This window comes from Paenibacillus barengoltzii NBRC 101215, from assembly GCF_004000745.1.
Taxonomy (GTDB): Bacteria; Bacillota; Bacilli; order Paenibacillales; family Paenibacillaceae; genus Fontibacillus; species Fontibacillus barengoltzii.
Window position 1 is genome coordinate 111,045 of the sequence record NZ_BILV01000001.1, and the last position, 20,929, is coordinate 131,973.

The 20,929-nt window shown below is 50.5% G+C and carries 14 protein-coding genes; all 14 read right to left on the reverse strand.

The genetic code is table 11. The annotated features are described in order from the left end of the window. Positions 1–29 precede the first annotated feature (29 nt). Positions 30–833 carry a carbohydrate ABC transporter permease gene (locus tag PBA01S_RS00620; RefSeq protein WP_028538269.1) on the reverse strand — a complete coding sequence of 268 codons (804 nt, stop codon included), beginning with the start codon at positions 831–833 and terminating at the stop codon, positions 30–32. Next, positions 830–1,765 (reverse strand): carbohydrate ABC transporter permease, encoded by a 936-nt coding sequence (locus tag PBA01S_RS00625; RefSeq protein ID WP_028538270.1) that lies wholly within the window; start codon positions 1,763–1,765, stop codon positions 830–832. Before PBA01S_RS00625 ends, PBA01S_RS00620 begins: the two co-directional genes overlap by 4 nt. Before the next feature lie 74 nt (positions 1,766–1,839). Next, positions 1,840–3,234 carry an ABC transporter substrate-binding protein gene (locus tag PBA01S_RS00630; protein WP_085170733.1) on the reverse strand — a complete coding sequence of 465 codons (1,395 nt, stop codon included), beginning with the start codon at positions 3,232–3,234 and terminating at the stop codon, positions 1,840–1,842. A 74-nt stretch (positions 3,235–3,308) separates the two neighbouring features. Next, on the reverse strand, positions 3,309–5,072 hold the full coding sequence (locus tag PBA01S_RS00635; RefSeq protein ID WP_127575086.1) for a sensor histidine kinase: 1,764 nt from the start codon (positions 5,070–5,072) through the stop codon (positions 3,309–3,311). Further along, positions 5,065–6,660, reverse strand: a complete 1,596-nt coding sequence (locus tag PBA01S_RS00640; protein WP_127575087.1) for a response regulator transcription factor — start codon at positions 6,658–6,660, stop codon at positions 5,065–5,067. The genes PBA01S_RS00635 and PBA01S_RS00640 overlap by 8 nt, the downstream gene beginning before the upstream one ends. Before the next feature lie 154 nt (positions 6,661–6,814). Next, a complete protein-coding gene (locus tag PBA01S_RS00645; RefSeq protein ID WP_127575088.1) occupies positions 6,815–9,004 on the reverse strand; it encodes a stalk domain-containing protein in 2,190 nt (729 codons plus the stop codon). Positions 9,005–9,218: 214 nt separating this feature from the next. Next, positions 9,219–10,826, reverse strand: coding sequence for a beta-N-acetylhexosaminidase (nagZ, locus tag PBA01S_RS00650; RefSeq protein ID WP_127575089.1), 1,608 nt, complete (start codon positions 10,824–10,826; stop codon positions 9,219–9,221). A gap of 34 nt (positions 10,827–10,860) precedes the next feature. After that, positions 10,861–12,468: a response regulator gene (locus tag PBA01S_RS23235; RefSeq protein WP_127575090.1), complete on the reverse strand. Its 1,608-nt coding sequence runs from the start codon at positions 12,466–12,468 to the stop codon at positions 10,861–10,863. Then, positions 12,443–14,293 carry a cache domain-containing sensor histidine kinase gene (locus PBA01S_RS00660; RefSeq protein WP_085170739.1) on the reverse strand — a complete coding sequence of 617 codons (1,851 nt, stop codon included), beginning with the start codon at positions 14,291–14,293 and terminating at the stop codon, positions 12,443–12,445. The genes PBA01S_RS23235 and PBA01S_RS00660 overlap by 26 nt, the downstream gene beginning before the upstream one ends. Positions 14,294–14,344: 51 nt before the next feature. Continuing rightward, positions 14,345–15,172, reverse strand: coding sequence for a carbohydrate ABC transporter permease (locus tag PBA01S_RS00665; protein WP_016311670.1), 828 nt, complete (start codon positions 15,170–15,172; stop codon positions 14,345–14,347). Further along, a complete protein-coding gene (locus PBA01S_RS00670; protein ID WP_009225312.1) occupies positions 15,172–16,056 on the reverse strand; it encodes a carbohydrate ABC transporter permease in 885 nt (294 codons plus the stop codon). The genes PBA01S_RS00665 and PBA01S_RS00670 overlap by 1 nt, the downstream gene beginning before the upstream one ends. Before the next feature lie 92 nt (positions 16,057–16,148). Beyond that, positions 16,149–17,534 (reverse strand): ABC transporter substrate-binding protein, encoded by a 1,386-nt coding sequence (locus tag PBA01S_RS00675; RefSeq protein ID WP_127575091.1) that lies wholly within the window; start codon positions 17,532–17,534, stop codon positions 16,149–16,151. 209 nt (positions 17,535–17,743) lie between these two features. Further along, the gene (pflA, locus tag PBA01S_RS00680) at positions 17,744–18,484 is read right to left on the reverse strand and encodes a pyruvate formate-lyase-activating protein (protein WP_028538281.1); all 741 of its coding nucleotides are present in this window, start codon (positions 18,482–18,484) and stop codon (positions 17,744–17,746) included. A 115-nt stretch (positions 18,485–18,599) separates the two neighbouring features. Then, positions 18,600–20,867 carry a formate C-acetyltransferase gene (pflB, locus tag PBA01S_RS00685; RefSeq protein ID WP_016311667.1) on the reverse strand — a complete coding sequence of 756 codons (2,268 nt, stop codon included), beginning with the start codon at positions 20,865–20,867 and terminating at the stop codon, positions 18,600–18,602. Between the last annotated feature and the right edge of the window lie 62 nt (positions 20,868–20,929).

Consider the following 20,929-nt stretch of genomic DNA (forward strand, 5'->3'; position numbering starts at 1 on the left):
AGCTTGATTTCGGCGGTTCCGTTTAGCTCTTATCCTTTCACGGCCCCTGAAGTAATCCCTTTAATGAATGAGCGGCTGCCAAACAGGAAGATGATGAGAACAGGCAAAGTCGACAACCCCAGCGCCGCCATCCGAGCGCCATAATCGGTCCGGTGGACAAATCCTAACGTTGAAACAAACAGCGGGATCGTATAGTTTTCACTGTTATTGATCGTCACTAACGGCAGCAAGTAGTTGTTCCATGACCAAAGAAACACCAGCGTCGACAACGTAGCCAGTCCCGGCTTAACTAACGGAATAACGATGTTAAAGAAGATCCGCGGCTCCGAGGCCCCGTCAATTCTCGCGCACTCGATGACTTCATTGGGTACCGTATCCTTGATAAACTGCACCATGAAAAAGGCGCCAAACGACCATGCGCTCCAAACCAGAATGACGGAGAGAAGCGTGTTGCCAAACCCCAGTGTACGCATCTCGATAACGTAACCGATCAACCCAACCTGGCTGGGGACCATCATCGTAATGATAATGAAATAGCGAAGAAAATTCCTCAACTTAAATTGGTATTTAGCGACCGCATAACCGATCATCGTAGCCGTGAAGACACCGATAACCACTGCGGACACCGAAACGATCATACTGTTCAAGTAAACCTGCACGAAGTTGGTCTTAAACACAGTTTTCAAGTTCTCCAACAAATAGTCGGAAGGAATCAACGGCAAGCCTTTGAAAATATCTTCAGAATAATACGTCGACATCATCAACATCACATAAAAAGGGAACAGCGATACGAGGGTAACTATGCTGAGAAACCCCCATTTTACGACCTTCATTCCTGGTCCCCCTTCCCCATGGAGATCTTATAGCTGACGATGGAGAACACAACGATCAGCATGAACAACGCATAAGCGATCGTCGCACCATATCCAAAACGAACATTCATAAACGAATCGTTGACGAACTTCCAAATGATCGTCAGCGCCGCGTTGTCTGGACCGCCGACCTGGCTCGCCGTCCAGCCGCCGTACAGCAGCTTCGGCTCGTCAAACAACTGCAGGCTTCCGATAATCGAAGTGACAATGAGGAACACAGAGATATTTCGGAGCAGCGGCAGCGTGATGCGCGTAAAGGTATGAAATGCTGTAGCTCCATCCACCTTCGCTGCCTCGTAGACATCTTGGGAAATGGCCGTCATCCCCGCCAAATAGATCGCGATAAAGTAACCTAAATTTCGCCACACGATCATAATCGCAATGATGATTCGGGACAGCCAGGGGTCCTGTAACCAGTAAATCCCTTCCTGAAGCAAGCCCATCTTTACGAATAAGGCGTTGATGATCCCGGTCTGCCAGTCGAACATAAAAGAGAAAATAAAGCCAATAGCAACAGGCGTCGTAATATATGGCAGAAAGTTCGCCGTTTGAAACAGCATTCGCCCTTTGACCATGTTAAAAATGAGATAAGCCAACAGCATGCCGGTAAAGATCAAGGTCGGTAACGACATCAGCATGATGACAACCGTGTTGAAAATCGATTTGTAAAACAACGGATCTTTTGTAAACAGCGTCACATAGTTGGTGAAACCAACAAACCGTTTCTCGCTGACACCATTCCACTCGTGAAAACTGAGGAAAAACGAATAGATGACCGGATAAAACTGAAACGCCAAGTACAAAAGCACGAACGGAAGCGAAAACAAGTAGGGCCACAGCCGAAGACCAAGCCGCTTCCTCGGCTTGCTGTTAACGACCGTTTGGGCATTCATCCTAGTAGGTCCCCCTTTCAGGAATCGATTGGGGTGAGAAACAGGATGTTCTCTCACCCCGGCGATTCTCCCGATTAGTTAATCGTTGCCTCAGGGGCCTGATTTTTGACGGCTTCCTTGAATTGCTCCAGAGCGCCGTCTACACCGATGCTCGTATCCTTCATCCATAGCGGGAATAACGAGTTAAATGCCGTCTGCACAATCGAATCATATTTCGTTTGGGTCGACCCCGTCACTTCTGGCACGATATCGTCGTAGAACGTCAAGCTCAGGTTTTGATTAAAGAACTGATCGAGCTCCGTTCCGGCTTCAAGCCAATCGCGATGCTCATCGAAGAAGCTCTTGATCCCCGGCATATTTCCCAGCTTCTTGTAATTCGTCTCCATTCCTTCAGAGGACAAATAACAGAAGTAAATGTAAGCCCAAGCCGCTTCCTTGTTCTTGCTGTTCTTATAGACGCTGACAGAAGTTCCTCCGTACGTAAAGCCGCCTTCCGGCGCGGCCATCAAGCCCCATCGCCCGATGCCGTCTGGATCATTAGCCTGCACATTCCATTTGGGACTCCACGGCGCCATCGGGTAGAAAATATTATCGCCTTTTGCAAACGACGCGTTCCATCCCGGGGTATACCCCTCGTATTTACCAAGAATCCCGGCATCTCGCATGGCGAACAGCTTTTCGAACGGTACCTTCATTCGCTCCGTTAACTCAATTGTGGATCCATTGATGTATGGCTGTTCGGTCTGCCCTTTCAACACGCGGTAAGCGTCGTCGAAACTGGCGATCATCGTCACCGCACCACCGCTCTTTTCTTTGACTTCAATTCCTTTTTGGATGAAGGCATTCCAATCCGGCAACAGCGTAGACAATTCGTTTGGATCGTCGGTGCCCAGGTATTCCTTGGCCAGATCTCTCCGGTATCCGAGTCCAGCCGGTGTAATCGATTGATCGACGCCCACCAGCTCGCCTTTGGTATTCGAAAGAAGCGGCGGTAAATAATCGAGCAGTTGGTCCTTGGAGAAGTGATAAGGAGCTTGCTCTAGATTGTCGAGCACATCAAGATCAAACAACTGTCCGCGGAAGTTCATTTCGCCCAATATGACATCAGGCACCTCGGAGCCGGATGCAATCCCGCTTTGCAGCTTCTGCATGTAGTCGTTATTGTTAACGACGGTGTACTTCACTTTGACATTCGGGAAGACTTTGTTAAATTCCGGCACCATCGTGGTCAGGAAGGCTTCATCCCAGTCCCATACGACGATTTCACCTTCGATGTTTGTGGGGATCCCGCCGAGCGTCGGAGCTTCCCCTTCGGCGTTGGCGGAAGTGCCACCTGAATTCGACGACGGCTCACTTGTGTTCCGATTGGCGGCAGAATCGTTCTTCGCACAACCCGCCAATATCGCCGTGATCATCATCGCCAACACCAAGAGCGTCACCCAACTCTTTTTCAGACGTCTGTTCTTCAAATTAACCCCTCCCACATTCTTTTTGTATCCGCTTACAGTGCGATCTTATCATCGCTGGCAATGGGGTTAAAATCTCACAACCCGGTTATTTTACGCATAAATCGGCTGTCTTCCGCAGTGGAGTCCCCGTCCTCAATCGTGAAAGGGAGACGTATCCGCACTTCCGTTCCTTCGCCCGGAAAGCTCTTAATCTCGAGGCTGGCCGGCGGACCATAATGAAAATTCAATCGTTCACGAATATTAGAAAGTCCGATTCCTGTGGAGCCATTCTGGATGGGGGGGACCTTTAGGTCTTTGCGGATACCGATACCATTGTCGATGACAGATACCTCGATAAACCGATCCGATCTTCGAGCAGAGATCCTAATCCAACCGTCCCGTTCGGAGGGGAAAATCCCATGATATAGCGCGTTTTCAATAAGCGGCTGCAGCATCATCCTGAGGACCATGCAGGGCAGCAGCTCCTCTTGAATGTCCCATTCGATCCGAAACCGTCCGGGATAACGGCAGTCCTGGATGGCGGCGTATTTTTTCACCAATTCGATTTCATCCTCCAGGGTCGTGAACCAGGCATCATCGCCGATTTTGATCGTGTTTTGCAAAAGATAGATTAATGAGGCGGTCATGTCGGCCACCTCCTTCGTTCGCCCAGCATGGGCTAAATAAATCACAGTGTTTAACGTGTTATATATAAAATGGGGGTTCATCTGGGACAACAACAGCTGGATCTGCATGTTCCGTTTTTCCTTCTGTTCCTGCACATGCGATTCGATCAATGATTTCAAATCCTTCATCATTCGGTTAAATCCAAGCCCCAGCAGTTCCATTTCATCTCCGCTCCGGATCTGCAATTCAGTGTTCAAATCGCCTGCGGACACTCGTTTCATCGCTCGAACCAGCTTCGAGATCGGCCGGGTCAGTTGCACGAGCAGAGGAAGCAGAATCATCATCACCACGATGAGGCTTACCGCCACAATCAGCGTGTAAAAAAGCAACAACTTGTTAATCCGCTCGTACAAGCGTGATTTGGAGATCACCGCAACTTGTTGCCATCTCTCCCCTACGGTATCGTCAACAATTTCGATATATTTTCCCCCTTGCGAATCGCTATCGGTCCAAGGTGTCACTTCAGGGTTGCTGTCGAACAATGGAACGCCGTTTTGATTTAATAGAAGCAGTCGTTCAAAATCCTTGTTGCTCTGTTCAAATAAGCTCGCGAGATCTTTTTGATTGAAATCCAGCACAAGGTAATACCGTTCGTCACCATCGTCCTTAAAGTTCCTGTAATCCACAACATAACTAATCACCTGCTGCCGACGGTTGAGAAAAATAAAATCATGGGGATCGGAAAAACGCGATTCGCTGCGCCCCATCCGGTAAGCGGCAAACCAAGCCTGATTCAGATACTCTTTATAGTAGCTGTCATACCCTTGGTAATTAGAAAACACCTCGCCGTCCGGCCGAATAATCATCACATTTAACAAGCTGGAATTCATCATGGGAAACAGCTTCAGCTTCTCTCGAACCTTATTTTTCTTGAAGTAACTTTGCTCGTACGTATCGTATGGATCCTTGACCATCAACGCATTCATCTCGGAGTCGCTGATGATATATTCCGCGGTTTCACGTAATTGCTCTTGCATCCGATTGATGAATGAAGACGTCTGTTCCAGCTTCGTCGTATTATCTCGAACGGCTTGTTCCCGCATAATATCCTTAACATACGAATAAGTGACCCAACTGCTGATGAGTAAGGACGAGGACAGGATCAGAGCGCATACGGCAATAATTTTGGTGCGGATCCGAGCACGCATTTTAAATCCGGATAAGTTACTCATGGTGAACTTGCTTCCTTTCCGAATACTCCAGCGGATGCTGTCCAGTCACTCGTTGAAACACTTTACTGAAATAATGGCTGTTGCGGTATCCCACTTTTTCCGCCACCTCATACAGCTTGTATTGTCCTGTCGCCAAACAACGCTTGGCTTTCTCCATGCGGACCTCCGTTATATAGTCCAGGATTGTACGGCCGGTTTCGTTTTTGAAGCAATGTCGCAAATGATCGCCGCTGATGGCAAGATGCTCAGCAATTTGTTCGGCGCTTAAATCTTTGGCATAATGTCGGTGAATATATTGGATCGCTTTCCTGACCTTCGCTGAATAGACATCCCCGTGCTCGTCCTCCATCACAGCTCGGAACTGGTTTTTAAACCAACGCGCAATGCCGGTCACCGATGTCCACTCATCCGAGCCTTCAATCTCCCTGTATGGTTCATCGCGAAAGGGCGGCTTTCCCTTGCTCGTGCGAAGCTGATCCAGTTCCTTGGACAATTCGTTGCAAACGATTCGCAATTTATCAAGGCGGGCCATTTTCTTGACACGGGTAAACATGTTGTCGATCTCCTCTTCAATTTCGGCAAGGCGATGCGCCTCAACACCATGATGGAGTTGCTGGGTCCACGCTGCCCAATCGGTCTCTATGGCCTCCAATGCAAAGACAGTGTCTTCCTTGTCTTCGGTAAACATAATCACGCTGTCCATCCCGGTAAAAATACGCAGGTCCAACGCCTTCTCCGCCCACGTCGCGGCAGCAAACAGCTCAGTTACCTCCTGAAACACGGTTGAGCACGCAGCAGATACCGTTCTCCCACTAGAAGCAATCTGCTCGGAAAACCTTTGTTTCAAATGCGTGCTCCTCTGAAAAAGTTCCTCATGCTGTTGTCTCCGGCTGACCATCCCGTCAAATCCAAGCAAAACCCCAATCCGGGTTCCTCCCGCCGCAATGGTCGTAAACGTCTCAATCCAGCGGTATTCCGCTCGGTCCATAGCCTCCCATGACATTTGAATCCCCGCATCTTGTGGAACTACAGGCCGCCCCACAACCGGATAAGGGGTATCCAACTCGATAGCGATGTACACATATTGGGATCCAAACAAGGCCATATAATTAGCAAGCGCTTTCAATTCTTCGTGAGAAAGTTCTTTGCCTGCCTTCACCTGCTCAAGCAATGTCTTGCTCATTTTTCTTTGCATGGCCTTATCCTTATTGATCGTATCCTTCAGCTTCTCCAGCTCCAGCGTTAAGGTCTCCGGCGTTAATTCGTGCTTGACCCAGTAATCATGGACACCAATCCGCAGCGATTGCTTAACATATTCGAATTCCTTATAGGAGGTAAGAATTACGATCTTGGCTTGACTGCCGGCTTCCGCCAGCCTCTCGCTTAGGATCAAGCCATCCATGCCAGGCATCCGAATATCCACAAAAATGAGATCCGGTTTCAGCTTAGCCGCCAATTCCAACCCCTTCCGCGGATGAACAGTTTCTCCGGTCACCTTAAACCCCAGCTCTTCCCAACGAATTAAACGCTTCAAGTGTTCGATGGCCAATATTTCATCATCGACGATCATCACCTTCAGATGGTTCACAGTTACCCCCTCCTTCTTCCCTGCTTTCTTTCAACTTACAGGAGAACGCGAATTCACACAATTGATTTCATTCTCAATTTGATGGAGAATCTTCCGATTTTGGACGAAAAAAAACACGGCGCTTCCGCGCCGTGCCTTAAAGTTCAGTTCGTGTTTATTCGCTTTTCTTCTCCGGCAATTGTTGGAACAGCAGGTTAACGGACAAGTTGCTGCCCGGAGCTGCCGTGAACACCAGGTCTACGGTTTGCTCGCGCTCGCCGGTCCGGAACAACACCGCGTTCTCGTTAGGTGCGCTGAGTGAGCCGGAAGAAGGTAAGCCTACAATATCTCCGTTGACCATAATTGAGCCCATATAATGACCGCCGCGCGGGTTAAACGTGATCAGCGTGTTTGGCGCAACGCGGTAGAGCTTAACCTTGTACAAGACGCCAAAGTTTCCGGCGTTCATGCGATATTCCCCGGTAGGACCGTCCCATCCAATCAAGAACGGATCGCTGGAATTGTCGCCGATAAGCAAACGGGATGGCGTATTGCCAATCAGGTCGGTCACTACAATATTGCGCGTAGCTTCCGTATAAGTACCACGGTTATGGATGTCAGGTTTTAAGACGCTGAGATAAGGCAACGTCTTAAATGGATCTTGATCCTGACCGACCATAATGACGGTGTAATTTAAGGTATGGTCGCTGTACAAATCCGCAAACAGGGAGATGACATCCCCTTGCTTCATCGCCGTCGCGCTCAGCTCGTTCAAGATGATCTTGCTTTCCCCTGGAGCAAACCAAGTATCCTTGTATTTGCTGCCGGTTTGCATCGATTCGTAATAGCGCGCAACCGAAGCTTTCCCCGCAGCCGTTGCATAATTGCTTGGGCCGCCAAAGCCTAAATTGCTCTGAGTCAAACGGGTCGTCTCGCTATTGTTGTTCGTCGCGATGACGTACATTTTCACCGGCATCCCGGTCGAGTTGGCGTGATGGATCATGAAACGTGTATTCCCAATCGCCGATTCCTTATACAGAATCCCTTTAGAATATACCGTTTCCGGGCTGTTGCTGCGGATCAATGTGACCGCATCCGATGTGAATGCGTATCGGATCCGCTCCCAGCTTGGGACCTGGGTTCCGTCAAACGTATATTCTTCCCCAACCGGAATGAACAGCTTGTTAAATTCGTCCCGCGTGTAGAGCGTCTCGTTCGTAATCGTAATCGTCTTCTCGACGGTCGAATACAAGCCGAATTTATTGACAACCTTCAGGCGGATCGTCATTTGACCTGGAGTAAAGAACGCCAGTTCTTTATTTTCCCAAATCCGCTCGGTGATGCCAACTTCATCCGTACTTAGATCTGTATACGTAATTAATTCACCCATTTTATAGGTGTCTTTGTCCGTCGTAAAGTTAGCCACCGGTGGAGTATGCGGCTTGTCTACATGAATGGTCAGCGTAAACGGATTGCTCCATTGGCCGCTGGAATCCTGCACCCGGTAAGTCACCGTATAATCCCCCGGCGTCATGAAGATATCCTGGCGTCCAATCCATTCCTCGTTCACGATCGGAAGCCCGATAGGCGAGGTCGCATTGGTGATGTATTGAACCTGGGTTTCGCCCGCAATCACTTCATTGTTGCCAATACTAAACGAAGCGACCGGCAGTGTGTTCAGATTCACGATTATTCGTTTGCCTGCCGCATCATAGGAATACGAGATGTTTAACGCCTTCGTGATCGCCGTTAACGGCACCATGAAGTTGTTTTCCACAGAATAGGATTTCCCCCGCATCGTCTGCGTCACACCGTTAACTTTATAATAAGTCGTATTCAGCTTAAAGCGCAGTTCGTCGTTCCCCCGCTTAATGATCGTTTCTTTTGTAGTATTGTCAAAAGACAGCTGGAATCCGGCACGCTCCACAATAGCCCGGATCGATATGTAAGATACGCCGTCCTTCACTTCCATCGGATATGGGGCAAGGTATTCCTTCCCGTTCTGATACATCTTATTGCTGTTCACCATCAGAATCAGTTGACCGGAGTTACTTTGGCTCATGCTTGGGTCTGCAGGCGGCGTCACCGGACTAGTTGGCGGGATCATCTCATCCCCGCTTCCCGTCCCTTCCTGCCCGTCTTCTGGAACCGTATCCCCTATCGTTCCATCGGTTGTTCCTTGATCTGCAGGCAGATCGCCAGGCTGTACCCCATCGTTTGTTGTCCCGTTCACATCTAGCTGTTGCATTTCGGCCGAAGGTTCCAGACCGTTTCCTTGCCCGATTTCCTCTGCGCTGGCTGGAAGCACCATAGCTACTTGCGATGCAACCAACATCGTGGTGATCAACAATCTCTTAAATTTCATGCCTAAACTCCCTTACTCTCCCATTTTGTGTTTCTCCCTTTAACTCACACTGTATTAAACGCATAGATAAAAGAAAAGTTGCTTACAATTAAAAACAAAATATTCGCAAAATATCCACAAACTCCGTCGTTTGTTGCCGATTTTACTTATTTTTAACAAATCCCCGTAAAAAACGCCCGGAAATCACTCCCGGGCGTTTCTATGAGAAGATGGACTAATCCTGATTTAAGCAGACGGGCAATACTCCCTGCGGCTGCAGCTCACCGACCAGCACCTTGGCTGCGGCATCCAACGAAAACGGACGATTTTCATATAAGCAGAGATAGGTCTCAATCTCAGGAAAGGCGTTCAAGTCATAAGGATTTCGCGTAGATATGACGATCAGACGTTTGCCCGGGAGCTGCTGAAGGCGCTGGACGAGCTTCTGCTGGCCTTCAGGAATCTCTCCCTCCGCTGTGTAGGTCGCCACAACGATTTGGTCGACCTCTTCACTTTGTTCCAGCACCGCGGCAATCTCTTCTTCGCTGGGCTGTGTGCCAATGACCGTCATGCTCACCTGAGCATGACGCGGCCGCAGCGCGTCCGCCAGCGTATATTGATGCACCGCTGGCTCATCGACCTCGGTGCGGTGCCGCAGCTCCGGCCAGACGACCAGCACCGGCTGGTCGCTCTTGAGCGGCAAGCGGCCCGCTCCCTTCACGAGCGTCACGCTGCGCTCAGCCGCTCGGCGTAGCAGCGCAGCGCTCTCCGCCTCCGGCGTCAGCGGCGCTGTCGTCGCGGTTGCAGCGGCTTCCGCCTGCGCCGCACTGCCGATCCGCATCGCCTTGAGCGCCAAGATGCGCTCGAGCGAGCGGTCAAGGCGCGCCTCGCTGATCCGGCCGCTGCGCACCGCTTCGGCCACCCGCTCGATCGCCGCACGCTGTTCAGCCAGCGTATGGCTCACGAGCACGAGATCCGCGCCGGCTTCAATCGCTTGCACCGCACCCTCGGCGATGCCATAATGTCCCGCGATAGCCTGCATCTCCAGGCAATCGGTGACGATCAGCCCGCCGTAGCCCAGCTCCTCTCGCAGCAAGCCGGTCAGCACCCGATGCGACAATGTGGCTGGCGTCCCTTCCGGCTCAAACGCCGGAAAGATCACATGCGCCGTCATGATCGCATCCACGCCCTCGGCAATCGCCTCCCGGAACGGGACCAGCTCAACCTGGTACAGCCGCTCCTTCCCGTGCGGGACGCTGGCTAAGCCGCGGTGGGAATCCACGGCTGTATCCCCGTGGCCGGGGAAGTGCTTCGCCGTCGCGATCACGCCTTCGGCTTGATAACCGCGAACCGCCGCTGCGCCATGCACGGCCACCTGGTCCGGCCGCTCCCCAAACGAGCGGACGCCGATCACGGGATTGGCCGGATTGTTATTGACGTCGACGCACGGCGCAAAGTTGAAGTTGATGCCGAGCTGCAGCATCTCCTTGGCTGCAAGCCGCGCCACTTCCTCCGTGAGCGCAGGGTCATTCGCCGCCCCAAGCGCCATATTGCCGGGAATCCGGCTCATCCCTTCATGATCCAGTCGAGCGACCATCCCGCCTTCCTGATCGATCGAGATAAACAGTGGAAGCTCCGGTTTGCTGCGCGGCAAGCTTTGCAAGCTCCGCGACAGCTCAGCGAGCTGCTCCACTGAAGCAATGTTCCGGCGGAAATATACGACGCCGCCCACATGATACTGCTGCACCAGCGTCCGAATCTGTTCGTCCGGCACCAAGCTATGGAATCCACAAATAAATAACTGCCCGACTTTCTCCTCTAACGTCCATGCGGTTAAGTCCACGAGCCGTCCTCCTTGTTGAATTCTCCATTTCGTTTTAAGATACGTTTGATTCCTTCTGTCGGTAATCCGACGGCGTCATGCCGGTGTACTTCTGAAAGACCTTTGTGAAATATCGCCGTTCCTGATAACCGATGGAGCTGCCGATTTGAGCGATCGAACGTTCGCTGGTCCGCAGCAGGCATTTCGCCATTTCCATTCGCTGTTTGGTCAAATACTCAACAAACGTTTCGCCAAAATGATTCTTAAAGAGCAAGCAAAAGTAACTGCTGCTAATGCCCAGATAGTCGGCGATGTCTTCAATTCCAAAGTCACGGCCGAGATGGTTCTGGATATAATTTTGTGCAGACATCATCAGCAGTTCCGAGGACTTCTTCGCGGACAGGGAGCTGCGCGCATGCTCGATGAGCGAAACGATAATGGACAGCAGCTCCTTCAAACTCATCGGCTCCCGCAGCCGCTTCCATAACCCTTCTTCCTGTTCCCCTGGGAGCATCTGCAGCTCGCGCATTTCACGCAGCAAATGGATTAGCAAATAGTGCATCAGCTTCTCCGCCGCACACGCCTGCCGTTCATCCAGACCTCCGATATACGATTTCAATTCCCCGGCAATGCGTTCCAAGACCTCGCCGCTCCCGTTGCGCAATCCGGTTCCCAGCTGCTCGATCCAACCCCATTGCACTTCCATCGCGTCCTGATCCGGAGCAAAATCGTCCGTTGGCAGCGCATCCGCCTTCACGAAACCTTCCTGCGCCGCTCCCAAAATCAACCGATGCTGCAAGCGATGGTACACCAGCGATATTTCCTGCAATCCATGAGGTCCTGCCGCCATGCACATCCGAACAGGAAGCTCCTCCTTGCTGCGAATGAGCTGTCGGATCCGCTCAAAGCCCGGCATCAATGCCTGCTCATCAACGGTCCGATCCCCTGAAGGGGATGGGAACACGAGGCACCATTCTCCTTCCCGGATCTGCAGCACGGTTAAGCCGGGTAATACTTCGCCAAAAACATCCTTCAACACATGCTTAATGTGCAGATTCCACGCTTTTCGTTCATGGAGCGTCCAGGCAATCGATCGGTGTGAATAACCTTCCAAATCCAAGAGCAGCATGGCGTAGCGTCGTTGCTCTTTACTTCCATCCTCGTCATCCCACAACAGCCCTTCCGCATCCGTCTCTTGTCCGAGCAAGGAATGTAAGAGGAAGTTTTCATTGGCTAGATCAACCACCTGGTTCAGCCGCTGCTCCTTGTTCAGGTTTTTGCGCTTCTCGCGAATCTGCTTGGCAATCCCTCGAACCGTCTCCTCCAGCTCAAAATAGTTGATTGGTTTGCAAATGTAATCCTTCACGCCGTAACGTATTGCAGTTCGAGCATATTCAAATTCCTGATACCCGGTCAACAACAAAATTTCGCAAGGGATCTCCCGCTCCCGAAGCTCCTGCAGCAGTTGAATGCCGTCCATCACTGGCATGCGGATATCGCTTAAGATCAAGTCGGGACGATGCTTTGAAGCGATCTCTAACGCTTCCTTGCCGTTCTTGGCCAACAAAACAACTTCAAACCCCATTTCCTCCCAAGGCAAAACCTTCGACAAGTTCGTGAGTATATGAATTTCGTCGTCAACCAGCAACGCTTTTAACTTCATCGTGAACACCCGCCTCATATCTTGGTATCACACACTGAATCGTCGTCCCGTACCCGGGCTGCGAGCAAATAAATAATCCGTACCTGCTGCCATACTGAAATCTCAGCCGATCCGACACGCTGCGAAGTCCCAAGCCCCGACGTTCATGGTTCGGGTAGGGTGTCAAGGACCGATATGCCGGATCGTCCAAATCCGCATATTGAATCTTCGCCAACTGCTCATTGGTCATCCCAATTCCGTTATCTTCAACCCGCAGCAGAATGCGATCTTCCTCCATTTTCCCCGTGACCGTGATCCTGCCTTTATAATCGATGCCCTCAAACCCGTGCTGAATACTGTTCTCCACAAGCGGCTGCAGCGTAAGCTTCAACAGCAGGCAGTTCATCATTTCGTCCGGAATATCGATCGAATATTCGAACAACTCCTCGAATCGGAACTTCTGAATTTCCAAATAGCTGCGCAAATGCTCGATTTCAAGGCTGAGCTTGATCTCTTCTTTGTCTTGAATGCTAATCCGTAAAATATTCGCCAGCCGTAGCACCATTTCGCTGACCTTGCGCCCTTCGTTTTGGACGGCAAGCACGTTAATCGACTCCAACGTATTAAATAAGAAATGCGGCTTAATCTGAGCCTGCAACACGCGCAGCTCGGCATTGGCCTTCAGCCGTTGCTCCCGTTTCACTTGCTCAAACAGCTCATTGATTTTATCCATCTGGTTGTTGAAGCCCTTCTGCAGCAGAAGCAGCTCATCGTCGCCCTTCTCGTCTACCCGAGCTTTCAGGTCGCCGCTCTCCACCTTGCGCATGAATCGGACAATCACACCGATGGTCCCTGTGATCCGATTCATAAAGATCAAATTAAATAACATCGCCGTCAGCAAGCACACACAAATAATGGCAACAAACCATTTGGCAAAGGTCGTCACCTCCTGCGACAAATAACTCCAGGATGTAACCGAAACGAGGCTCCACGGATAATCCTGTAATTTATAAATGGAGATGACGCTCTCTTGGTTGTTAAATTTCCCTTTAAAACTCCGATACCTCTCGTCGCTTTCCCATTTCAATTTCTTTGGCAGATACGCCTTGATTTGCTGGCCATCCAACTCCAAATGATAATCGTACAGAATCAGTCCTTTGTCATTCACCAGCATAAACCGGGTATCGCGCATCTGACTGCCCAGCTTCAGGTTCTGAAAAATCTTCTCAAACTCCCAATTCTTGATCTGCACCACCAGCACGCCAACCCGCTCCAGGTTGCTAAGCTCTTTGATCAGGCGGATTTGCGTAAACACGTTGTCCGATCCGGTTAATTCCGGATATTCGTGGGGAGCGATCCATTTCGGCTGGCCGTTCAGGGCCATCACTTCGTTATATAAAGGATGCTCCTTGAATTTTTCATAGGGCAGCGTCTCGAAATTTTCCTTATTAAAGATCGCGATGACATTGGACTTCCGGCCTCCATGAATGTTGTACAAAAACGCGTAGTCAATGGCCGGATGGCTGTACAGCAGAGAACGGAAATTTCGCTGATTGGCGTTCAGCTCCAGCTGGGTCGTGGCCGTCAAATCCTGGGAATCCGGATCCTTGGCGGATAAAGCAGCTTGAAAAACCCCTTTGGCAATCCCGTTATCCGTGACGTTATCCATCTCCTGAAAGACGTTCTTAATGCTGTAGCCGATGGCCTTCAGCGAATATTCCGCCTGCTGGCTGTATTTCTTCTCAATCGAATTAAACGTAATCCAAAACGTGATAATGCCTAATATAAACAATGGAATGATGACTAACCCCAAAAAGGCGGTAAACAGCTTAATGCGCAAATTCATCAGCGGCAGCTCCCAATTGGTAAGACTAACCCTATTCTACCACGCCACGATCTAACCTTTAACGCTGCCAGCCGTAACGCCTTCAATTATTTTTTCTTGAAGCACTGCATAGATGATCATGACCGGCAGTACGCTGAACACGATACCAGCTGACATCTGCGCGTAGTTGGTGTTGTACGCATCACGGAATCCGACCATCCCAACCGGGAGCGTGCGAAGTTCATCCTTGGACAGGAAATAGTTTGCCAGCAAAAACTCGTTCCAGTTGCCGAGGAAGTTAATGATAAACACGGTCACGATTGCCGGCACCGTTAGCGGCAGCATCACGCGAAAGAACACCCCCGCAGAGCCTAAGCCGTCCATAACGGCAGCTTCTTCAATTTCACCCGGGATCGAGCGCATAAACGCCGCTAGAATAATGACTGAAAACGGAATCGCGTTCGCCACATAAGGCAAAATCAAGGCCATGTGCGTGTCGAGAACGTTCAGGTTCCGCATCATGCTGTAGATCGGCAGCAGCAGCGAGTTGTTGGGGATCAGCATCCCCAGCAGGATGAGCTGGAATACGACCGCACTGAGCCGGTTGAACCGCATGCGAGTCACGGCAAAGGCCAGCATCGCCGCAAACAGAATCGACAAGCACGCCGATAATACACCGATATATAAGCTATTGAAAAAATACGTGCTGATCTTGGCGTTCACCCAAGCATTAATGTAATTGTCAAAAATAATCGACGACGGCAACCCAAACGGATTAGAAGCGATCGCTTGGTTATCGGTTTTGACCGAAGAGAACAACACGAACAGAAACGGATACAAAATGATGAGCAGATACGCCATCAGGAACAGATGCGGGATCGACTTTTTCAGCACTCTCATCAGTATTCAATCCTTTCTGTGCGTCGAACGACCAGGATTTGGTACAAGGCAGTAATAATGATCGTAAAGGCAAAGATCAGCACGGCGATGGCGTTGCCAAATCCGTGACGGAAGCTGGTGATCGCGTAGCGGATCATGTACGTTGCCATGACGTCCGTTGAGCCGGCCGGTCCGCCTTTGGTCATAACTAATACGATATCGGCCGCTTTCATGGCGCCGGCCACCGACAGCATCACGACGACACTGATGATCGGCATGATCAGCGGAAGGGTAATTCGGATCGCCCGTTGGATGCCGCTCGCTCCATCGATCGCCGCGGCTTCGTCCAGTTCACGCGGGATTGCCAGAATCGCCGCCAGCACCATTACGATATAGAACCCGGTCCACTGCCAAGCATTCGTCATCAGGATGGAGAGCATGGCCCAATTTTTGTCCGACAGCCAGTACACCGGAGGAATGCCAAAGATCCCAAGCACTTGGTTCATCAGCCCGAAATCAGGATTATAAATGAACCCCCACAAGATCCCGATGACGGCGGTGGACATGATCGACGGCATAAAGACCGCGGTCTTATACAGTCCCTTGAGCTTCTTGACGTTTGCGATTAAGAGGGAGAAAAAAACGATCAGCGGAACTTGGATCAGACAGGAGAACAGAATGAAGTACACATTGTTGCGCACCGATTTCCAGAATGCTTGATCCTTGAAGGCCATCTCATAATTGTCCAAACCAATATAGGTCATATGCTTAGAAATGCCGTTCCAGCTGGTAAAGCTGTTGTTGATGGCGTTAAAGATCGGATAGATGAAAAAGGCAACAAACAAGATCAATGCCGGGAGAACAAATAAGCTGTAAATCAGAGGACTTCTGAGCGCTTTATTCATGCCTATACCTCCGTAGTTGGAAGCAAGGGCGTCCCCAGAACCGCTGCCGGCGGGTGACGCCCTTGTTCATGATCAAACTTGAGATTTCACAATTATTCCGCCGCAGCATTGGCTGCATCTTGCGCGGCCTGCACATTCTCCAGCATCTTCGCCGGGTCGATTTCGCCGCCGATGATTTGCTGAATGCCCATGCTCAGCGCCGTATTCACTTCCGCTTGTACGAGCGCGTCAAACGCTGGGAAGGAAGTGCCGATCTCGCTTACCGCTGCAAAGATATCCTGCATCAGCGGGTCGTCGGACGCCGTCTTCATTTGCTCCAGATCCATCTTCATGGCTGGCAGTACGCCGTCTTCTTTCAAACCGCGCAGTTGCATTTCTTCCGTCCACATGTTCTTGATGAATTCCTTAACGGCTGCCAGCTTGCGTGGATCCTCCGCAACGGCACTGGAGAAGCCATAACCGTTATTGGCATCCTGCATGACAACAACTGGATCCCCTTCATTTAATGGCGGCATGTTGAAGAAGCCGATTTTGCCAACCATGTCGCCAGCTTGAGCCGGATCACGGAATACGGAGTTCGCCCAGGAGCCGTCCATCATCATGATGGCCTCGCCTGTAATGACTTGGTTTCTCATATCCGCGTATTCAAAGCCGAGCTCGCCTTTCTTAAAGTAACCTTTTTCAACCCATTCCTGATGTTTGGCAATCGCCTTGACCATATTCTCGTCTGTCCATTTCGTTGCGCCTGTCTTGAAGCCATAAGTGATCTCCGGACCGGCATAATAGGACCACAGGTTATTGGTCGTCATCAGCGGAATCCAAGCATCCTTCGAGGATTGTGCAAACGGAATTTTGCCGTCCCCCTTAATTTTCTCGGCGATTTGCTCCAGTTCCCCAAGCGTCTTCGGTACCGTCAGCCCTTTGGATTCAAAATACTCTTTATTGTAGAAATACCCTTCGATAGAACCCCCGATTGGCAAGCCGTATACTTTGCCGTCAAGGGTAAACGGATCTAGTGTCGTAAATTTATCTTTGATCCCCAATTCTTCGATGATTGGCGTCAAATCCAGCATCAAGCCTTCCTTGGCATACAGCTGGGCATCCGGACTGCCAAAGACGTCGAAGATTTCCGGCGGTTTGCCAGCAGCCATTTCACCCCGCAGCTTCTCTTTGCGGTTCACTTCGGAGTCTACCGCATCCAGCTTGATCGTTAAGCCCGGTACAGCAGCTTCCGTCTTCTTAACGACGTCCTCCAGCATCGCCAGGCGGAACTTCTTGGATTCGCCAACCTGGGTGTGACGGATCGTGATCTCAAACGGATCGTTGTTCGTTTCCGTTTCGGTCCCCGCATTTGTGCCCTGACTATTCGACGGGGCAGGGGCAGCATTGCTTCCGTTGTTGCCGGATTTGCCGCAGCCGGCGAGCAGCGCGGATGCAACAAACACAAGAGACAGCAGCAGCACCAAACTCTTCCTCATGTTAGATAGACCCTCCTCAAACTCATTTATGTGATACACCCTCATTATAGAAAGCGTCATTCCCTTTGATAAGGAGGACATTTTTCTATAAAGGGGATAATATCATCTAAAAACCAAAATGAAAACGGTTAAACCTAACGTATAACGAGAGGTCTAACCGTTTGTATTCGAGATATTGTATTTTCGTGTAAGGATATATAACATATAGTTCAAAGTTTAGCTGCTGTTTGCTGCTCACCTTCGCGAATCAACCGATAAGCTCGTTCGATCTCTTCATCCGTGGGCGAAGGTACACCTTCCAGCGGGTAAGCCCAACCGAGCTCCTGCCATTTGTATACGCCCATTTGGTGGTAAGGGAGAATTTCGAACTTCTCTACCCCCTTCAGGCTGCCGATAAACCGCCCGAGCTCCAGCAAATCTTGTTCATCGTTGTGGATGCCGGGCACATATACGTGACGAATCCACATTTTCCGATCATGATCCGACAGCCAGCGAGCCATCTTCAACATTCGATCGTTAGGTTTGCCCGTTAGCTTGATGTGCTTCTCGTTGTCGATATGTTTTAAATCCAACAGGACCAAATCGGTGACATCCAGCAAATCTTTGATCTTGTCGCCCTCGTTATAGCCGTTCGTATCCAGCGTCGTATGAAGGTTCCAGCGCCGCTTCACTTCCCGGAACAATTCCGTAACAAACGGCGCCTGCAGCGTCGCTTCGCCGCCCGAAACCGTCAGCCCACCGCCCGATGTACGATAGTAGTTCAAGTATGGCTCGATTTCAGCCAAAACTTCTTCAACCGTCATCTCCTTGCCTTCCGTCAAACTCCAGGTGTCCGGGTTATGGCAATATTGGCACTGCAACAAGCAGCCTTGCATAAAGAGGACGAAACGAATCCCCGGTCCATCTACGGTTCCGAACGTTTCTAATGAATGTATGCGACCTTTAAGCATCTTCGTCACCCTTTCCCTAAATCGCTCCCGATAATGGAATGGGGAGAAAGGCGATCCAAGCCCAACTCCCCATTTTATCGTTCAGCTTCAATTGTTGCTGCTAGTCAGCAGGTTATTACATTTTGCCGTGGAAGGTCCGGTTGATGACATCCAATTGTTGCTCACGAGTCAACTTGATGAAGTTCACCGCATACCCCGATACACGGATCGTTAATTGCGGATAGTTCTCCGGATGTTCCATAGCGTCAAGCAGTTGTTCACGGTCAAAGACGTTGACGTTCAAGTGATGCGCGTTGCTGCCGAAGTATCCGTCCATCATCGATACGAGGTTCGATTGGCGAGTTTCGATTTCTTTACCCAATGCCTTCGGCACGATCGAGAACGTATTCGAGATGCCGTCCAAGCTGTGCTCATATGGCAGTTTGGCTACCGAGCTCAGGGAAGCTAACGCCCCTTTCTTGTCGCGGCCGTGCATCGGGTTCGCCCCTGGTGCGAACGGTTCGCCAGCTTTACGTCCGTCCGGCGTGCTGCCTGTTTTCTTACCATATACAACGTTCGACGTAATTGTCAACACCGATTGAGTTGGCAGCGAGTTGCGATACGTTTTATGCTTGCGGATCATGCTCATGAACGTTTCAACCAGCTCTACCGCAATTTGGTCAACGCGGTCGTCGTTGTTGCCGTAGCAAGGGAAGTCGCCTTCGATTTCGAAGTCTACTGCAATGCCGTTTTCGTTGCGGATCGGTTTCACTTTCGCATATTTGATCGCGCTGAGCGAATCGGTTGCCACGGACAAGCCGGCGATACCACAAGCCATCGTACGAAGAATGTCACGGTCATGCAGCGCCATCTCGATCCGTTCGTAGCAGTATTTATCATGCATGTAGTGGATCACGTTCAGGGTGTTCACGTACAGCTTAGCCAACCATTCCATCATTGGGATGAAGCGTTTCATTACTTCGTTATAGTCGAGATATTCCGAAGTGATCGCTGGATATTCCGGACCCACTTGGACGCCGGATTTTTCATCCTTACCACCGTTGATCGCGTACAACAGAGCTTTCGCCAAGTTCGCACGAGCGCCGAAGAATTGCATTTGTTTCCCGATTCTCATCGCGGAGACGCAGCAGGCGATCCCGTAATCGTCACCGTAAATCGGACGCATCAGATCGTCGTTTTCGTATTGAATCGAGCTCGTTTCAATCGATACCTTCGCGCAGTATTTCTTGAAGGCATCAGGCAGTTGCTCCGACCAGAGCACAGTCAGGTTTGGTTCTGGAGCCGGTCCCAGGTTGTACAGCGTATGCAGGAAGCGGAAGCTGTTCTTCGTTACAAGCGTCTGACCGTTTACGGACATCCCGCCGATCGATTCCGTTACCCAAGTTGGGTCACCGCTGAACAGTTCGTTGTACTCTGGCGTTCTCAAGAATTTCACGATGCGCAGCTTCATAACGAAATGGTCAACCAATTCTTGGGCTGCTTCTTCAGTCAGCGTTCCTTCAGCCAGGTCGCGTTCAATGTAAATATCGAGGAACGAAGATACACGTCCGAGGGACATCGCGGCACCGTCTTGTTCTTTGACCGCTGCCAGATAACCGAAGTACAGCCATTGGAAAGCTTCCTTCGCATTGTTCGCCGGTCTGGAAATGTCGAATCCGTACATTTCGCCAAGCTGTTTCAATTCACCCAAAGCGCGAATTTGTTCAGAAATTTCTTCCCGCAAGCGAATCACATCTTCATCGATGACATCCACTTCAAGGGATTTCAGTTCTTGTTGTTTTTGCTTGATCAAGAAGTCTACGCCATACAGAGCAACGCGGCGATAGTCCCCGATGATCCGACCGCGGCCGTATGCGTCAGGAAGGCCAGTGATAATCCCGGCTTTACGGGCGGCTCTCATTTCCGATGTATAAGCATCAAATACCCCTTGGTTATGGGTTTTACGAATCGTTGTAAACAGGTTGACGATCTCAGCTGGCAGATCGAAGCCATAAGCTTTGCATGCATTGATAACCATGTTGATCCCGCCGAATGGATGGATCGTGCGTTGGAACGGGGCCGAACCCTGAACGCCAACGATTTGTTCTTTCTCTTTATCCAAATATCCAGGAGCATGGGAAGTAATCGTCGACGGCGTATTCACGTCTACATCCAGGACCCCTCCAGCTTCCCGTTCTTTCACGGACAGCTGCGATACGATATCCCACAACGCTTTCGTGTTCGCCGTAGCGCCTTTCAAGAAGGATTCATTTCCTTCATAAGGATTCACGTTGGATTGGATGAAATCGCGCGTATCCACTTCCTTCATCCATTTCCCAGCTTTGAAGCCTCTCCATGCGTTTTGTGCCTTCGTTTCTGTTACTTCTCTTTCGATCACCGACATCTTGATTCCCTCCATTTATATATGTGGTCGCGGTTGAAGGTCTATCCCGCGCCTCATGATCC

Excerpts from the sequence above, each read along its gene's own strand:
- pflB (WP_016311667.1), bottom strand. The coding sequence starts at position 20,867 with ATGTCGGTGATCGAAAGAGAAGTAACAGAAACGAAGGCACAAAACGCA.
- PBA01S_RS00635 (WP_127575086.1), bottom strand. The coding sequence starts at position 5,072 with ATGAGTAACTTATCCGGATTTAAAATGCGTGCTCGGATCCGCACCAAA.
- PBA01S_RS00665 (WP_016311670.1), bottom strand. The coding sequence starts at position 15,172 with ATGAGAGTGCTGAAAAAGTCGATCCCGCATCTGTTCCTGATGGCGTAT.
- PBA01S_RS23235 (WP_127575090.1), bottom strand. The coding sequence starts at position 12,468 with ATGAAGTTAAAAGCGTTGCTGGTTGACGACGAAATTCATATACTCACG.
- PBA01S_RS00675 (WP_127575091.1), bottom strand. The coding sequence starts at position 17,534 with ATGAGGAAGAGTTTGGTGCTGCTGCTGTCTCTTGTGTTTGTTGCATCC.
- PBA01S_RS00625 (WP_028538270.1), bottom strand. The coding sequence starts at position 1,765 with ATGAATGCCCAAACGGTCGTTAACAGCAAGCCGAGGAAGCGGCTTGGT.
- PBA01S_RS00645 (WP_127575088.1), bottom strand. The coding sequence starts at position 9,004 with ATGAAATTTAAGAGATTGTTGATCACCACGATGTTGGTTGCATCGCAA.
- pflA (WP_028538281.1), bottom strand. The coding sequence starts at position 18,484 with ATGCTTAAAGGTCGCATACATTCATTAGAAACGTTCGGAACCGTAGAT.
- PBA01S_RS00660 (WP_085170739.1), bottom strand. The coding sequence starts at position 14,293 with ATGAATTTGCGCATTAAGCTGTTTACCGCCTTTTTGGGGTTAGTCATC.
- PBA01S_RS00670 (WP_009225312.1), bottom strand. The coding sequence starts at position 16,056 with ATGAATAAAGCGCTCAGAAGTCCTCTGATTTACAGCTTATTTGTTCTC.
- PBA01S_RS00620 (WP_028538269.1), bottom strand. The coding sequence starts at position 833 with ATGAAGGTCGTAAAATGGGGGTTTCTCAGCATAGTTACCCTCGTATCG.